Genomic DNA, 14,136 nt, shown 5'->3' with positions numbered 1-14,136 from the left:
CCGCTGACGTTAAGCCAGCTTCGGAAAGGTCGCCACTTTATGCTGTAGCTGGCTTTGTGCGCTACGTGGCGTGATGCGCTTTAAATCGCGAAGGAACCTCTGCTGCCAGTGGTTGATATCATTCTCCTTAATGATTTCAAGCATTTCTGCATGGCGTGATATGCGCTCTGCCAGCGGCATTCTCAGCGCCCTGTCCATCGCCGCAGCAACATCATCCCGGTCGTAAGGATTCACAATCAGCGCCGATGTCAGCTCATTCGCCGCCCCGGCAAATTGCGACAGTATCAACACACCCGGATCGGCCGGATCCTGCGCCGCAACATACTCTTTCGCGACGAGATTCATGCCGTCACGCAGCGGCGTCACTAAGCCCACTTCGGCGTAACGGAAGACTTTCATCAATACTTTACGGTCAAAGTGCTGGTTCAGATAGTAAAGCGGCGTCCAGCCAAGCTGACCATATTTGCCGTTGATTCGCCCGGCTTCGGTTTCCAGTTGGTGCCGAATATCCTGGTAAGCCTGTACTTCGCCACGGGAGGTTGGCGCAATCTGCGTATAGCGAATTTTTCCGTGATGCTGGGGGAATTTCTCCAGCAGCGTTTCGTAGGCAAGGAAGCGCTCTGGCAAGCCTTTGGAGTAGTCAAGCCGCTCCACAGAGAAAATGTTCTTAACGTTCTTAAGTTCATTTTTCAACTGTGCCAGTTTAGGCGGTAGCGGCCCGGCAGCCTGTTTGGCAATCTCGTCTGGTTCAATCCCTATCGGGTAAACCTCAGTGCGGAAATTTTTCCCCCATGCGACATGTTCTTTACCGCTGCGAGTGGTCAGACGAGTCTTCATTGACAGGCTATCCAGGAACGCCAGTCTGTCGCTTTCGGTCTGAAAACCCATCAGGTCATAATCACAGAGCGCTTCCAGCAGTTCCGCATGCGGCGGCAAGGCATTAAAGATTTCCGGCGTCGGGAAAGGGATATGCAGGAAGAAACCAATCTGATTATTCACGCCGCGCTTGCGCAGTTCGCTGGCAAACGGTAGCAGGTGATAATCGTGGATCCACAGAATGTCATCCTCTTTCAGTAACGGCAGCAGCTTATCCGCCAGCAGCGCATTGACCTGCTGATAACCCTCCCAAGCTTCACGCTGGTAATTGACCAGATCGAGTCGATAGTGGAAAGCAGGCCATAAAACAGCGTTGGAGAATTGCGAATAATACTGTTCGTAATGCTCATCACTGAGGGTAAACGATGCCCAGGTGATATTCCCTTTTGTCACCTTTTTTAGCGGCTGGTCCTCGTCCCCCAGCTCACCGCTCCAGCCGAACCACAGCCCGCCGGTGGCTTTTAATGCTCCCAGAATCCCTACAGCCAGCCCGCCAGCGCTGGCCTTTTTGTTGTCAGGCGGAGCAATACGATTAGATACTACGACTAAGCGACTCATAGCCATCTCTCCTGTTTGTTAGCGCCTGTTGTTTTTCTTGTTGATGGTCAGTGATACGTTCAAGCCACCGATAAACTTCATTTACGCTGTCCAGACGCCATTTTGCCTGCGTCTCGCCAGCACCAACTTTGATTGATTCGCCCCCCAGCGCGTTCACGGTTTTAAACCCATGCTCATCTGTCAAATCATCGCCGACAAAAACCGGTATGCGGCCAGCAAAAGGCGGTGTCTCTAAAAATGCCGCAATGGCCGCTCCCTTATGAATGCCAGACGGTTTAAGCTCCACCACGCATTTCCCTGGCTGCATTGCCAGCTGCGGGTAGCGCGCGACCATGTGCTTTGCCAGTGCAAAAACCGCGTCTTCATGCTGCGGCGCCTGACGGTAGTGCAAAGCAAATGCCATGCCTTTCGCTTCCAGCTCCACGCCGTGAAGCGATGCCACTTCGTGCCGGAGCGAACGCTCCAGCGGTTGTACGATATTTTCCGGTAATGTCACCCGTTCGGTATGACCCTTGATGTCGCGGCGTTCTGCCCCGTGCACGCCAGCCAGCGGAAAACGCCAGGGTTTGGCGAGTTGCTCGAGCTCAGCGATTGAGCGCCCTGAAATCAATGCCAGTGCCCCGTTGTTCATCTCAGCAAGCAATGAAAGTCTGGCCAGCACAGCGTCCGGAACAGAGACATCATCCGGGTGCGGTTTAATGTCAGCGAGGGTGCCATCCAAATCGAAAAAAAAGGCAAAATTCCCGGAAAAGAGAGGCGGTACAGATAATGCGTCTTCCACCCTGGTTTCCTCCTTACAGTCTTTGATGAGAGCCGTTCTTCACTAACATCTCATTATCATTAGCCATGTAAGTATAGACAGTGTGACGCTGCTCGCCATTTTAAGCATGACTTACCAGCCGGATTAGCGGCTGGTAAGGTGGAGGGATAAACTATAAGGTTATGTCTAAAAATTACGCGTTAAGGCTTAAACTGTGCGTTTGGACTTTTGTTTGTAGCGGTCGAAAATTACCGCCGCCAGCAGGATCAAACCACGCACCACATACTGTGAGAATGGCGAGATGTTCAGCAGGTTCATGGCGTTTTCGACGGTGCCCAGAATCAGGATCCCGGCAACAACATACGATATTTTGCCAATCCCGCCTTTCAGCGATACACCACCCAATACACAGGCTGAGATAACAATCAACTCATAGCCAATCGACGTCATCGGCTGGCCACTGGTCATACGCGAAGCAAGAATAATCCCCGCTGCCGCTGAGACCAGACCGGAGAGCACAAAGATGATGATTTTCGTGCGTACCACCGGAACGCCCGCCAGGCGGGCCGCTTCTTCATTACCGCCAATCGCCAGCGTATTGCGGCCAAACGTGGTTCTATTGAGCAGGAAGCCAAAAATAATCAGGCAGGCAACCGTCAACCAAATCGGCGCGGGCAGCCCCAGCCAGTTGGCGTAACCGAGGGTGAAGAAACGTTCATCCTCGATGCCGACCGCTTTACCGTCGGAAATAATATACGCCAGCCCACGGACGATCTGCATCGTGGCAAGCGTGGTGATCAAGGCATTGATCTTCAAACGCGCAATCACGAAGCCGTTAATAAAACCGCTGACCACGCCGAGCAGCAAACCGGCAAATACGCCAATCCACAAACTCTCCGAAATATTAATCACCACTGCTGTGGTTACCCCGGCGCAGGCGATGACCGACGCGACCGACAGGTCAAAATCCCCGGACGCAAGGCAGAACAGCATGCCGCAGGCCACCATGCCGGACATTGAGATCGCCAGCCCCAGCCCTTTCATATTGACGAAAGAGGCGAAGTTCGGCACAAACAGCGCGCAGCCGATAAACAGCACGGCAAACACCACCAGCATGCCGAACTGATCCCAGATTCGCCCAAAGCTGAGCGAGGATTTCGGTGCGCGGGACGTAGTTAAAGATGACATCATTTTCTCCTCACTCAGGCGACAGCCTGGCTAACTTTCGGCATCGCGAGGCTCAGCGCCCGCTGTTCATCACACTGACCGTGAAGCAGTTCACCGGCGATTTCCCCTTCACGCATCACCACGATGCGATCGGCAACGCCGAGCACTTCCGGCAAATCACTGGAGGCAAACAGCACCGCAACACCGCGGGAAGCCAGCGCGTAAATTACGTTGTAGATCTCATGCTTCGCCCCGACATCAATGCCGCGCGTCGGCTCGTCGAGCAAAATGACTTTCATCTCTTCCGATAACCAGCGACCAAGAATTGCCTTTTGCTGGTTGCCACCGGAGAGATTCATAATCAGTTGTTCCGCACCAGGCGTTTTGATATTGAGCGAACGAATATGGTGTTCGGCGTTTTCACTTTCCCAGCCATCATTGATCAGACAACCTGCGCGAATGTATTTGCGCCGGGCGCTGATATTGATGTTCTCCTGCACCGAGTGAACCGGAATAATGCCTTCCGCTTTACGATCTTCCGGGCACAACATCATGCCCGCCTGGATGGCATGCGCCGGTTTAGTAATATTGACTTGCTCACCGTCGATAAAGACCTGCCCTTCGGTAATTTTCGTCCCGCCGAATAAGCCTTTCATTAATTCACTGCGCCCGGCGCCCACCAGCCCGAACAGGCCGACAATTTCACCGCTGCGCACGTTTAAAGAGATGGGCGTTCGTACGCCTGGCGCTTTAACCTGCTCCAGCCGCAGGCGTTCTGCCCCGTATTCCCGGGGTTTCCAGCCATAAATATCCCCCAGTTCGCGTCCGACCATCGCCTGCACCAACTGGTCATGATTGACCTGCCGCATGTCCGTAAAGGTGCGCACGTAGCGACCATCTTTAAAGACGGTAATGGCATCGCTGAGCGCAAAAATCTCTTCCATGCGGTGGGAGACATAAAGGATCACCCGGCCCTCTTTACGTAGCTCGCGGATCACACGGAACAGGTTGTCGATCTCACGCGCCGAGAGAGAACTGGTGGGTTCATCAAAAGCGATGATTTTGGCGTTGCGCGCCAGCGCCTTGGCAATTTCGACCATTTGCCACTGACCAATGGAGAGATATTTCAGCGGCGTTTGCGGATCGATATCCAGCCCAAGATGCTGAAGCTGCAAACCGGCTTCGTAATTCAGCAACGAACGGTTCACAATGCCGCTCTTGTGCGGGATCTGGCCAAGGTAGATATTCTCCGCGACGGTCATTTCCGGCACCAGATGCAGCTCCTGGTAGATGATCGCCACCCCGGCATTCAGCGCTGCAGTAGTATCCGCGAAGGTGACTTCCTCACCTTTTATTACCAGCGAACCGGTGGTTGGCGCGTAATTGCCGCTGAGGATTTTTAACAGTGTCGATTTACCTGCGCCGTTTTCACCCATCAGGGCGTGGATTTGCCCGGCGTAACAATCAAAACTGATCTCACTGAGCGCTTTCACACCGGGAAACGTCTTGCCGATGCCGCGAAAAGAGAGATAAGGAGTAGACTGTTGCATAACGTCTCCGTAAAGCAGTTCATTGTACGTCTGGCCCCCCGCCTGAAGCGGGGAGCACAATCAACAGAGAATTACAGTCCTTTTTTCGCCAGCTCTTCTTTGAAGTTCTCGCGCGTGATCAGCACCACGTCCGTTACTGCTGTAAATTTCGGTGGTTCAACGCCTTTGGTAACCCAGTTGTAGAGCAGTTGGCTTGTTTTATAGCCATGCACGTCCGGGCTTGGCAGCAGCGAACCGAAGAAGCCGGTTGCCTGCGCTTTCGACAGCTCACTTACCGCATCGACGCCGTTAATACCAATACCGATGACATCCGGCGCTTTAAAGCCCTGGCCTTCTGTTGCACGCACGCCACCCAGCACAGTGTTGTCATTCATGCCCAGCACCAGCCAGTGTTTCACTTCCGGATGCTGTACCAGCAGGGAGTTACCGGCATCAAATGCACCGGGGATATCGTTAGATTTGGTCGGCACCTGGTAGATCTGTTTTTCCGGGAAACCGGCTTTTTTCAGCGCGTCCATAGAACCGGTCGTGCGGCGGCGAGCGGTATCCAGCTCGTTCGCGGTAATCGCCATGACGCCGGTCTCTTTCACATTCCAGCCACGTTTTTGCATCTCTTTATAGAGCTCTTCACCCTGACGCGCGCCGATTTCGCTCGCTGCCATCATCACCAGCGGCACCGAGGTCATCGGTTCGCCTTTGGCGTTGACGAACTGGTCGTCCACCGCAATGACTTTCATGTCATAACCCCGCGCTTTGGCGACAATCGCTGAGCCCAGTTTGGGATCCGGAGTACAAATAACAAATCCTTTTGCGCCGCTGGCCGCCAGGCTATCAATGGCGTTCAGCGTTTTTTCACCATCAGGGACGGCGATTTTAATCACTTCAAAACCTAAATCTTTGCCCGCCTTGTCGGCAAACTTCCATTCAGTCTGGAACCAGGGTTCTTCTGGCTGTTTAACCAGGAACCCGAGCTTCATCGTTTCAGCGATAGCGGATTGTGACATAACGGCAGCCAGACCGATGGCCGCCAACGCTTTAGTGAATTTGTGCATGGTAAACTCCAGCTTTAGCTTTCTTTTATGTAGGGAAAAATAATTACCGGTTCATTTAAAAGTTAATAAAACAAGGCATTAGAGTCCGCGCATCCCTGGACACCTGTGCTGGAAGTAGTTTTAGCGGGAAATTGATTCTCCATAGGAGAGCGGCATCACACCGCAGAATTACAGTAATTCTGTACATAAATTCAGCGATATAGCACATAAAAACAGCCGATTTTGTCAGACAAATAGAAAGGGTAAAAGCAGGATAATCCATAACATCAGCCAGCTTATCCTTGTCCCGGATGCAGGGCGCATCCGGGCAGAAAAATCACCAACTATAGTAGATATGATCGGCGTGATCTCGCGCTGCAGTTTCGTCCCCCTGCAAACGCGCAGCAATCGTCAACGCAAAATTGAAAGCCAGCCCGAGGCCTTTACCGCTGATCAGGTTGCCATCTTCCACCACTGGCGCGTCCACATACTCACCATCATTGACAGTTTCGTACAGATCGCCGGAGCAGACATAGCGGCGGCCCTTCAGCAAGCCGTTGCCGCCCAGCACGCGCGCAGCAGCGGAACAGATAGGGCAAATTAACTTGCCGGCTGTGTCATGCTGTTCAATAAATTGCACCACCGCTTTGCTGGCAGCCAGATTCACGCTGCCCTGCGGCCCGCCGGGTAAGACGACGGCGTCATACAGCTTTGCCTGACGCTCTGCCAGCGTGCTGTCTGCAACCATCGGGATAGCGTGATAACTGACCACCGCGCGGGACTCCGCGCAGGCCAGTGTTTCGACTTCAATATTTAAGCGACGCAGGATATCAATGGTGATAATCGCTTCTGCTTCTTCGAAACCGGGCGCCAACAACACCGCCACTTTTTTCATGTCCGACTCCTTACGTTGAAGGTGGGTTGATTAAAGTGGGGTTATTGTTGATCAAAACAGCGTTTCATAATTCCCGCTGCGTCACATCCCTGCCAGGCAGAGTCCTTAGTGAGCTTCCCCCTGAGGGGTAAATTTCAGTTCAATTAAGGCGATAGCTTTCTGGATTGCACGGCGGGTAACCGGGTCGGCCGCTGCCGGGTGGGTAGCAAAATCGATGCTCTTAAGCTGGTGAGACATTTTCTCACGCACTTCGACCGGCGCGATGACGTCGATAACGTCGAGGATCTGTTTGATGACGAGTTGACAGGCAACGATATCGGATACCAGTTCCTGGTCGGTGGAGAGATTCTGTGACATAGGCGCTCCTTAAATAAAGTGCGCCATAGTAGCGGGAATTCATGTGTATGAGTAGGCCTGGCAGGCGGACGACAGGCATAAAAAAACCTGCTTCAGCAGGTTTTTTTATCATCAGAACATAGCGCCTGGCGGTACGTCTTTGAATGTTTTGCAATAGGTTTCAAACATATGCTTCAGAATTTTACGCAGTTTCATTTTTGCTCCGGCGATTTGTTATGCAGGTGTTACGTCTCAATGCGTACATAATATGACCTCCATCACAAAAATCAACCATCACGTGATAGAAATCACGTTTCAAAAAATGAAAATGCAGTAGCTTTGTTAAAAATTCAGTTATAAATCCTGCAGTTAGCGCACTAAAATTTTCTTTAGTATTCTCAATTATTTTTGCAAATGGCAGATCCACAATGATTGAAAGCACCCTTTTGCGGAAGACTGGAGGTCTTTCTCCCGCTGCGCTACTGGTAGCCGGCGCTTTCTTTATGGAGTTTATCGACGGCACGGTAATCGCGACCGCCCTGCCGGATATGGCAAAAACGTTTGGTGTCGAAGCTGTTGCGCTGAACATCGGTATCAGCGCTTATTTAATTACCCTTGCAGTGCTGATCCCGGCCAGCGGCTGGATTGCCGATCGCTTTGGCGCGCGCAATGTCTTTTCCATGGCGCTGGCTATCTTCACCATGGCATCGATATTGTGTGGGCTGTCGACCAGCGTAGAGATGTTTGTCAGCATGCGTATTTTACAGGGTGTTGGCGGCGCATTGATGGTGCCGGTTGGGCGCCTCGCCGTACTGCGCACCACGCCAAAACATCAGCTTATTACCGCCATCGCCACGCTCACCTGGCCCGCGCTGGTCGCGCCGATCATCGGCCCACCGCTGGGGGGATTTATTACGCATTACGCTGACTGGCGTTGGATCTTCTTTATTAATGTGCCGCTGGGAATTATGGCGATTTTGCTGGCGCTGCGCATCATTCCCAATATTCGTGAAGAGGAGCGGCGCCCGTTCGATTTACCGGGGTTTATCGCCACGTCGGTGGCGATGGTCAGCCTGGTTTATGCCATGGAGGATTTAGGCGCAGAGCAGCCGCAAGGCGTGCTGACCAGCGGGTTGCTGATACTGGGCGGTTTAACACTGGCCTTTACCTTGCGCCATTTCCGGCGTGCGCAATGGCCGATGATCCGGCTGGATGCGCTGCAGGTGCCGACCTTTCGTGTGACGATGTACGGCGGCTCGCTGTTTCGTGCATCAATAAGCGCCGTCCCTTTTCTGCTGCCGCTACTGTTCCAGGTCGGTTTTGGTATGGATCCTTTCCACGCAGGGCTGCTGGTGCTGGCGGTATTTGCCGGTAACCTGACGATCAAACCCGCCACGACGCCGCTGATTCGCTGGCTGGGCTTTAAAAAATTGCTGTTGATTAACGGCGCGCTGAATGTGCTGGCGCTGCTGGCCTGCGCTTTTCTTACCTCGGCAACGCCTGTCTGGCTTACCTTTGTGGTGCTGTTCCTGGGCGGCGTCTTCCGTTCGGTACAGTTTACCGGCGTCAGCACCCTCGCCTTTGCCGATGTTCCGTCACCACAAATGAGTTATGCCAATACGCTGTTCAGTACCGCCACACAACTGGCTGTCGGCCTGGGTATCACCCTTGGTGCAATTGGTATTCGTATTGGTGAACATGTCAGTAAGTGGCTGCATCTCACTGGCGTTGAAGGGATCAGTTTCCGGCTGGCATTTGTGTTTATCGCGCTGATCTGCCTGGTTGGCATGTTTGATACGTTGCGCCTGACCAGAGATGCCGGAAGCGCCGTATCGCAGAAGAAAAAAGTGTAAAGAGACCGCCGCAGCCAGGCCAGCTGCGGCGGTTGTTTATCAGGCCAGCACTTCGCGAACGAACGCCTCAATCTCTTTGTTCTGGCAGTGTTCAAAGAAGCACTGCTGGAAGCGCTCGCCGGAGACGGCCGTTTTCACCAGTTCACGGTCAATGGCGCGCAGGGAATCGAGGTAATTGTCTTTAACCACTGCGGCTTTCACCTGGTTCAGGATCCCGGCATTACGCACCTGCGGCTCTTTACGCTCCGGCGGATAACCTTCCCCTTTACGACCGGTAAAGGCTTTCTCAAAAATAAAGCGCACGTTCAGTTCCGCGCCCCAGCCAAAACCTTTCGCAAACGGCAGCGATAACGCATTACCGTTGTTGATCTGGGCAAACAGAAACGCATCCGCTGGATCAATACAGTAGCCGCACACCACGCCCGGATGAATGTTCAGCGACATCAGCGCACCTTGCCCGGTACCGCAGCCGGTGACGACAAAATCCACGGCTTTCGCGTTCAGCAGAATACTCGCCATAATACCCAGGTGGATGTAGGTCAGATGATGGTCATTCTCGTCGCTCATGCCGACGTTAAACACCGGAAAATCTTTTTCATCGGCAACGGCTTTCAGCTCTTTCAGAATGATGGCGTTTTTAGCCGCCTGACTGTTTTCCATCATCAGTGCAATTTTCATTTTTGATCTCCTGTGAACATGCTTCAGATAGCAAAGGTTGGATAAACCATACTATCTGCCAAACATACTTTCAAATTTAATGAAAAATGGTTTTAAAAATCAAAAGCGGGTTCACAGTTTTGCATCACTCCCCCGTCGTTTCACCGTCGCGATTAGTAGCGCCAGTTCCACGGGTTATTCTGCCGATTGCCCTCCGATCCGCACGTTAAGATGAGAACATGCCAAAATGAATCAGAGTGATTTCATGAAGAAAATTTTTGTTGCCGCCTCGCTGCTCCTGCTTGCTGGCTGTACCCTCACCAAAGAGGCGGAAGTCAGCAGTGTCGATACCACCAGTGGACTGGTGCGTCTGAGCTATAACCAGTCGATGATGCAAACCGCGAATTACGACCAATACACCGCTCAAGGAACGGCTAACAAACAGTGCCAGCAGATGGGTTATGCTACAGCAGTGCCTTTCGGCCAACCGATCGAAACGTGTAGCCTGATCAGCGGTTCGGTTTGCATGAATACAAAAGTCACTATTCAATATCAGTGCCGCGGCATGGCCTTTTCCCATACCACGGGCAGTTGGTAATTGCCGGGCCAGCAATCATGCTGGCCTGCACATTTATTAATAATCAAAACAATTCTCATTTATTTAATTAACCGCTGCAATGCGTGTTATTCTCATTCACTTCGTGAATAAATGTTTTTTCATTTAACCTTTTGCAAATAATTAAATAACAAATTATAGTGGCCGCTCCACTATTCTATTTTTATATTTTCCGGAGCCGCGCCATGTTAAAAGCAGAGATGATTGAAAAACTAAATGAGCAAATGAATCTGGAACTGTTTTCTTCCCTGCTTTATCAGCAGATGAGCGCATGGTGCAGCTACCACAGCTTTGAAGGCGCTTCTGCTTTCCTGCGCCGCCACGCGCAGGAAGAGATGACGCATATGCAGCGTCTGTTTGATTACCTTACGGATACCGGCAGCCTGCCGCGCATCAATACTATCGAGTCGCCGGTTGCTGATTATGCCTCGCTGGATGTGCTGTTTCGCGCCACTTACGAACATGAACAACTGATCACGCAGAAAATTAATGAACTGGCGCACGTTGCTATGACCTCTCAGGATTATCCAACCTTTAATTTCCTGCAATGGTATGTTGCCGAACAGCACGAAGAAGAGAAATTGTTTAAATCGGTTATCGATAAATTAACGCTGGCGGGTAAAAGCGGCGAAGGTTTGTATTTCATCGATAAAGAACTGGCGACGCTGGATACGCAGAACTAATTACGCAGGCGGTAAATAATACTCTTTACCGCCGTTTTTATTAATGTTTGCAGATTTTACTTTCGTGAGTGGAAAACCCCTCTTCAGCCGGAATGAATTTTCCGCGCGCCGCTAAAAAGGTCACTAATTCCGCCGCCGTCATTCCCTCTGCTGAGCAAGTATGAAAACGCGCCGTTTCCCCAAAGCGGACCGTAATGGCCGCAGCGAGACTCTCTGTGGTGTAATGTTCGCCTGATGCAATCATCATATTCAGTACTTCATGACCATGTATTGATGCCATAAATCCTCCTCACAAAAGGTGCATCATAAACACAACATTATCTGTAGATGTTGCGTTAAGACAGGTTTACATGCATCTGGTCCAGCACCAGTCCTGCTTATTTACAGCCTGACAGCAGTAGCGATAGTTTTCCGTTTCCAGCACGATGCCATGATCGAAAAGAGATCGGTTAACTACTCACCGTTTTCGATGCTCCACTCATCTTCCTTTAACCCCTTGGGCAAAGTTTCACCATCAGAATTCGTTTGTACAGATGGCTCAAAAAACACCGTAAATGTATCGTTACACTCTATGTAACGGTCGTTTGACGAAACTACTGAATTATCTTAATCTGCGCCGCAGTTTAGGCTGGTAGTGTGTTTTATTGCAGAGGAAAGCGTGAAGAATCGAACACTTGGGAGTGTTTTTATCGTCGCCGGTACCACGATCGGCGCAGGGATGTTGGCAATGCCGCTGGCAGCAGCTGGCGTTGGGTTTGCCACCACTTTCGGGTTACTTATCGCGCTATGGGCGGTGATGTGTTACACCGCCCTGCTCTTGCTGGAGGTTTATCAGCATGTTCCTGCCGATACCGGTCTGGGCTCGCTGGCGAGGCGTTATCTTGGGCGCTATGGGCAGTGGATAACAGGTTTCAGTATGATGTTCTTAATGTACGCGCTGACCGCAGCGTACATCAGCGGCGCAGGAGAGTTGCTGGCGTCCAGCATCAGCCAGTGGTTTAACGTTGCGCTTTCGCCAGTCGCCGGTGTGCTGCTGTTCACTCTTGTTGCCGGTGGTGTCGTATGCGCTGGTACTTCGCTTGTCGATCTGTTTAACCGCTTTCTTTTCAGCGCCAAACTCCTCTTCCTCGTGGTGATGCTGGCGCTGTTAATGCCGCACGTCCACCAGGCGAATTTGCTGACCATGCCGCTGGAAAAAGGACTGGCGCTATCGGCAATTCCGGTGATCTTCACCTCGTTTGGTTTTCACGGTAGCGTACCGAGCATTGTCAGTTATATGGGCGGCGATATCCGCAAATTGCGCAAGATATTTATCATCGGCAGCGCCATTCCGCTGGTGGCCTATATTTTCTGGCAGCTCGCAACGCTTGGCAGTATTGATTCGTCAACGTTTATGGGGCTGCTGGCCAGCCAGGCAGGATTAAACGGGTTGCTGCAAGCATTGCGCGAAGTGGTGGCCTCACCGCATGTGGAACTGGCAGTTCATCTGTTTGCCGATCTGGCGCTGGCGACCTCTTTCCTCGGCGTGTCGCTGGGATTATTTGATTATCTCGCGGATCTTTTTCAGCGGCGTAACAATGCTGCCGGACGCCTGCAAAGCGGAATGATCACCTTCCTGCCGCCGCTGGCCTTTGCACTGTTTTATCCGCGCGGGTTTGTGATGGCGCTCGGCTATGCCGGTGTCGCGCTTTCCGTGCTGGCACTTCTGTTACCGTCAATGCTGGCCTGGCAAAGCCGGAAGCATAATTCGCAACACAGTTATCGTGTTCCCGGCGGTAAACCCATACTGTGCCTGATTTTCGCCTGTGGCATTGCGGTTATCGTCATTCAGTTTTTTATCGTCGCCGGTCTGCTACCTGAAGTGGGATGAACCTGAAAAAAAAACCGCGCGATAAGATTCGTGCGGTTTTTTGTGCAGTGGATGATATCGAAACGGCCAGCAAACTTTATTTCAGAATCCCTGAAGCAATTACGCTTTGAATATTTTCGCAGGCAATGTAAATCGCTTCGCTTGAATTCGGTAATAGTATCGGCGCTGAAAAACAGACACAAAAAAACCACCTTTCGGTGGTTTCACGACACTGCTTATCATTGATTTTATTCTTTTTTTCCCATGGTACCCGGAGCGGGACTTGAACCCGCACAGCGCGAACGCCGAGGGATTTTAAATCCCTTGTGTCTACCGATTCCACCATCCGGGCTCGGGAAGAAATTGGAGGCGCGTTCCGGAGTCGAACCGGACTAGACGGATTTGCAATCCGCTACATAACCGCTTTGCTAACGCGCCGTGAATCTTGATGCTTTTCAGCCAGCACCCGCTGTTTTAGCCGATGCTTTAATTTGGAGCGGGAAACGAGACTCGAACTCGCGACCCCGACCTTGGCAAGGTCGTGCTCTACCAACTGAGCTATTCCCGCATTATCAAGTTTTGTTCTAATCACTTGATTTTGCTATCTTCTGGCGAGCTACGCTGCCTTCCGATGCGTTGCATTCTACTTACCTGACGCACTGAGTCAACGATATTTTTCAAAACCCGGATCGTTTGCTGAAAATTACGACGATACGATCAAGGTTCAAGCAGATCGCCACGTGCTGCATTCAGATATTGCAGCATTGACCACAGTGTCAGCCCGGCAGCAACGAAGAACAACGCAATACCAGCATATTCAACCCAGATATTTGGACGCCACAGCAGCCCTACCAGCGCCATCATTTGTGCGGTGGTTTTCACTTTACCGATCCAGGATACCGCCACGCGGCTGCGTTTCCCCATCTCCGCCATCCACTCACGCAGAGCGGAAATAATGATCTCACGGGCAATCATGGTAGCCGCAGGCAGCGTTACCCACCAGGTATGATAATGTTCAGCCACCAGCACCATCGCGATAGCGACCAGCACTTTATCGGCAACCGGATCGAGGAAGGCACCAAAACGGGTGCTCTGATTCCAGCGGCGCGCCAGATAACCGTCAAACCAGTCGGTTATCGCCGCGATACAAAAAATGAGCGCGCAAACGAATGGTGACCAGTAAAAAGGAAGATAAAACGCCAGCACGAAAAAAGGGATCAGGATGACGCGAAAAAGGGTAAGCAACGTAGGAATATTCAATCGCATAGTGGCGTTAACTGTCTGTTGTCCGTAAATTTTCGCTCT

The 14,136-nt window shown here is 51.7% G+C and carries 15 protein-coding genes and 3 tRNA genes; 4 read left to right on the top strand and 14 right to left on the bottom strand.

Going from position 1 to position 14,136, the window contains the following annotated elements:
• Positions 1-9: 9 nt before the first annotated feature.
• The 8 genes from otsA to azuC form a co-directional block, all read right to left on the bottom strand.
• Entirely contained in the window at positions 10-1,434 is a 1,425-nt protein-coding gene (otsA, locus tag CWM66_RS10520; protein WP_107146622.1) for an alpha,alpha-trehalose-phosphate synthase, read from the bottom strand.
• On the bottom strand, positions 1,409-2,215 hold the full coding sequence (otsB, locus tag CWM66_RS10515) for a trehalose-phosphatase (RefSeq protein WP_035887531.1): 807 nt from the start codon (positions 2,213-2,215) through the stop codon (positions 1,409-1,411). The genes otsA and otsB overlap by 26 nt, the downstream gene beginning before the upstream one ends.
• A 186-nt stretch (positions 2,216-2,401) precedes the next feature.
• Positions 2,402-3,382 carry an L-arabinose ABC transporter permease AraH gene (gene araH / locus CWM66_RS10510; RefSeq protein ID WP_007371544.1) on the bottom strand — a complete coding sequence of 327 codons (981 nt, stop codon included), beginning with the start codon at positions 3,380-3,382 and terminating at the stop codon, positions 2,402-2,404.
• 14 nt (positions 3,383-3,396) lie between these two features.
• On the bottom strand, positions 3,397-4,911 hold the full coding sequence (gene araG / locus CWM66_RS10505; protein ID WP_107146621.1) for an L-arabinose ABC transporter ATP-binding protein AraG: 1,515 nt from the start codon (positions 4,909-4,911) through the stop codon (positions 3,397-3,399).
• A gap of 71 nt (positions 4,912-4,982) precedes the next feature.
• A complete protein-coding gene (locus CWM66_RS10500; protein WP_007371542.1) occupies positions 4,983-5,963 on the bottom strand; it encodes an arabinose ABC transporter substrate-binding protein in 981 nt (326 codons plus the stop codon).
• Between the two features lie 316 nt (positions 5,964-6,279).
• A complete protein-coding gene (locus CWM66_RS10490) occupies positions 6,280-6,837 on the bottom strand; it encodes a DJ-1 family glyoxalase III (RefSeq protein WP_007371541.1) in 558 nt (185 codons plus the stop codon).
• Between the two features lie 105 nt (positions 6,838-6,942).
• A complete protein-coding gene (locus tag CWM66_RS10485; protein WP_007371540.1) occupies positions 6,943-7,194 on the bottom strand; it encodes a DUF2766 family protein in 252 nt (83 codons plus the stop codon).
• Positions 7,195-7,305: 111 nt separating this feature from the next.
• The gene (gene azuC / locus CWM66_RS10480; RefSeq protein WP_017458329.1) at positions 7,306-7,389 is read right to left on the bottom strand and encodes a stress response protein AzuC; all 84 of its coding nucleotides are present in this window, start codon (positions 7,387-7,389) and stop codon (positions 7,306-7,308) included.
• Between the two features lie 212 nt (positions 7,390-7,601).
• Here azuC and CWM66_RS10475 point away from each other — a divergent pair, with 212 nt between their 5' ends.
• Positions 7,602-9,026, top strand: a complete 1,425-nt coding sequence (locus CWM66_RS10475) for an MFS transporter (RefSeq protein ID WP_107146619.1) — start codon at positions 7,602-7,604, stop codon at positions 9,024-9,026.
• 39 nt (positions 9,027-9,065) lie between these two features.
• Here CWM66_RS10475 and CWM66_RS10470 read toward each other — a convergent pair whose 3' ends face one another.
• On the bottom strand, positions 9,066-9,704 hold the full coding sequence (locus CWM66_RS10470; protein ID WP_035887538.1) for an RpiB/LacA/LacB family sugar-phosphate isomerase: 639 nt from the start codon (positions 9,702-9,704) through the stop codon (positions 9,066-9,068).
• Between the two features lie 244 nt (positions 9,705-9,948).
• On the opposite strand from CWM66_RS10470, the gene yecR reads away from it, so the two are divergent.
• The gene (gene yecR / locus CWM66_RS10465; RefSeq protein ID WP_035887566.1) at positions 9,949-10,281 is read left to right on the top strand and encodes a YecR family lipoprotein; all 333 of its coding nucleotides are present in this window, start codon (positions 9,949-9,951) and stop codon (positions 10,279-10,281) included.
• 203 nt (positions 10,282-10,484) lie between these two features.
• Positions 10,485-10,982 carry a non-heme ferritin gene (gene ftnA, locus CWM66_RS10460; RefSeq protein WP_035887540.1) on the top strand — a complete coding sequence of 166 codons (498 nt, stop codon included), beginning with the start codon at positions 10,485-10,487 and terminating at the stop codon, positions 10,980-10,982.
• A 40-nt stretch (positions 10,983-11,022) separates the two neighbouring features.
• Here ftnA and CWM66_RS10455 read toward each other — a convergent pair whose 3' ends face one another.
• Positions 11,023-11,262, bottom strand: a complete 240-nt coding sequence (locus CWM66_RS10455) for a YecH family metal-binding protein (protein WP_035887543.1) — start codon at positions 11,260-11,262, stop codon at positions 11,023-11,025.
• A 378-nt stretch (positions 11,263-11,640) separates the two neighbouring features.
• On the opposite strand from CWM66_RS10455, the gene tyrP reads away from it, so the two are divergent.
• Positions 11,641-12,852, top strand: a complete 1,212-nt coding sequence (gene tyrP / locus CWM66_RS10445) for a tyrosine transporter TyrP (RefSeq protein WP_107146618.1) — start codon at positions 11,641-11,643, stop codon at positions 12,850-12,852.
• A gap of 244 nt (positions 12,853-13,096) precedes the next feature.
• Here tyrP and CWM66_RS10440 read toward each other — a convergent pair.
• The 4 genes from CWM66_RS10440 to pgsA all read right to left on the bottom strand — a co-directional run bounded on the left by CWM66_RS10440 (position 13,097) and on the right by pgsA (position 14,097).
• Positions 13,097-13,183: transfer RNA gene (locus tag CWM66_RS10440), tRNA-Leu, on the bottom strand.
• Between the two features lie 12 nt (positions 13,184-13,195).
• Positions 13,196-13,269: transfer RNA gene (locus CWM66_RS10435), tRNA-Cys, on the bottom strand.
• Between the two features lie 54 nt (positions 13,270-13,323).
• A tRNA-Gly gene (locus tag CWM66_RS10430) sits at positions 13,324-13,399 on the bottom strand.
• Between the two features lie 149 nt (positions 13,400-13,548).
• Positions 13,549-14,097 carry a CDP-diacylglycerol--glycerol-3-phosphate 3-phosphatidyltransferase gene (pgsA, locus tag CWM66_RS10425; RefSeq protein WP_007371533.1) on the bottom strand — a complete coding sequence of 183 codons (549 nt, stop codon included), beginning with the start codon at positions 14,095-14,097 and terminating at the stop codon, positions 13,549-13,551.
• Positions 14,098-14,136 lie beyond the last annotated feature (39 nt).

The sequence above is a fragment of the Kosakonia sp. H7A genome, from assembly GCF_003028445.1.
In the GTDB taxonomy this organism is placed as follows: domain Bacteria; phylum Pseudomonadota; class Gammaproteobacteria; order Enterobacterales; family Enterobacteriaceae; genus Kosakonia; species Kosakonia radicincitans.
This window is presented reverse-complemented; position numbering and strand designations above follow the sequence as displayed.

Excerpts from the sequence above, each read along its gene's own strand:
- otsA (WP_107146622.1), bottom strand. The coding sequence starts at position 1,434 with ATGAGTCGCTTAGTCGTAGTATCTAATCGTATTGCTCCGCCTGACAAC.
- CWM66_RS10485 (WP_007371540.1), bottom strand. The coding sequence starts at position 7,194 with ATGTCACAGAATCTCTCCACCGACCAGGAACTGGTATCCGATATCGTT.
- azuC (WP_017458329.1), bottom strand. The coding sequence starts at position 7,389 with ATGAAACTGCGTAAAATTCTGAAGCATATGTTTGAAACCTATTGCAAA.
- CWM66_RS10475 (WP_107146619.1), top strand. The coding sequence starts at position 7,602 with ATGATTGAAAGCACCCTTTTGCGGAAGACTGGAGGTCTTTCTCCCGCT.
- CWM66_RS10470 (WP_035887538.1), bottom strand. The coding sequence starts at position 9,704 with ATGAAAATTGCACTGATGATGGAAAACAGTCAGGCGGCTAAAAACGCC.
- ftnA (WP_035887540.1), top strand. The coding sequence starts at position 10,485 with ATGTTAAAAGCAGAGATGATTGAAAAACTAAATGAGCAAATGAATCTG.
- CWM66_RS10500 (WP_007371542.1), bottom strand. The coding sequence starts at position 5,963 with ATGCACAAATTCACTAAAGCGTTGGCGGCCATCGGTCTGGCTGCCGTT.
- araH (WP_007371544.1), bottom strand. The coding sequence starts at position 3,382 with ATGTCATCTTTAACTACGTCCCGCGCACCGAAATCCTCGCTCAGCTTT.
- pgsA (WP_007371533.1), bottom strand. The coding sequence starts at position 14,097 with ATGCGATTGAATATTCCTACGTTGCTTACCCTTTTTCGCGTCATCCTG.
- CWM66_RS10455 (WP_035887543.1), bottom strand. The coding sequence starts at position 11,262 with ATGGCATCAATACATGGTCATGAAGTACTGAATATGATGATTGCATCA.
- yecR (WP_035887566.1), top strand. The coding sequence starts at position 9,949 with ATGAAGAAAATTTTTGTTGCCGCCTCGCTGCTCCTGCTTGCTGGCTGT.
- araG (WP_107146621.1), bottom strand. The coding sequence starts at position 4,911 with ATGCAACAGTCTACTCCTTATCTCTCTTTTCGCGGCATCGGCAAGACG.
- CWM66_RS10490 (WP_007371541.1), bottom strand. The coding sequence starts at position 6,837 with ATGAAAAAAGTGGCGGTGTTGTTGGCGCCCGGTTTCGAAGAAGCAGAA.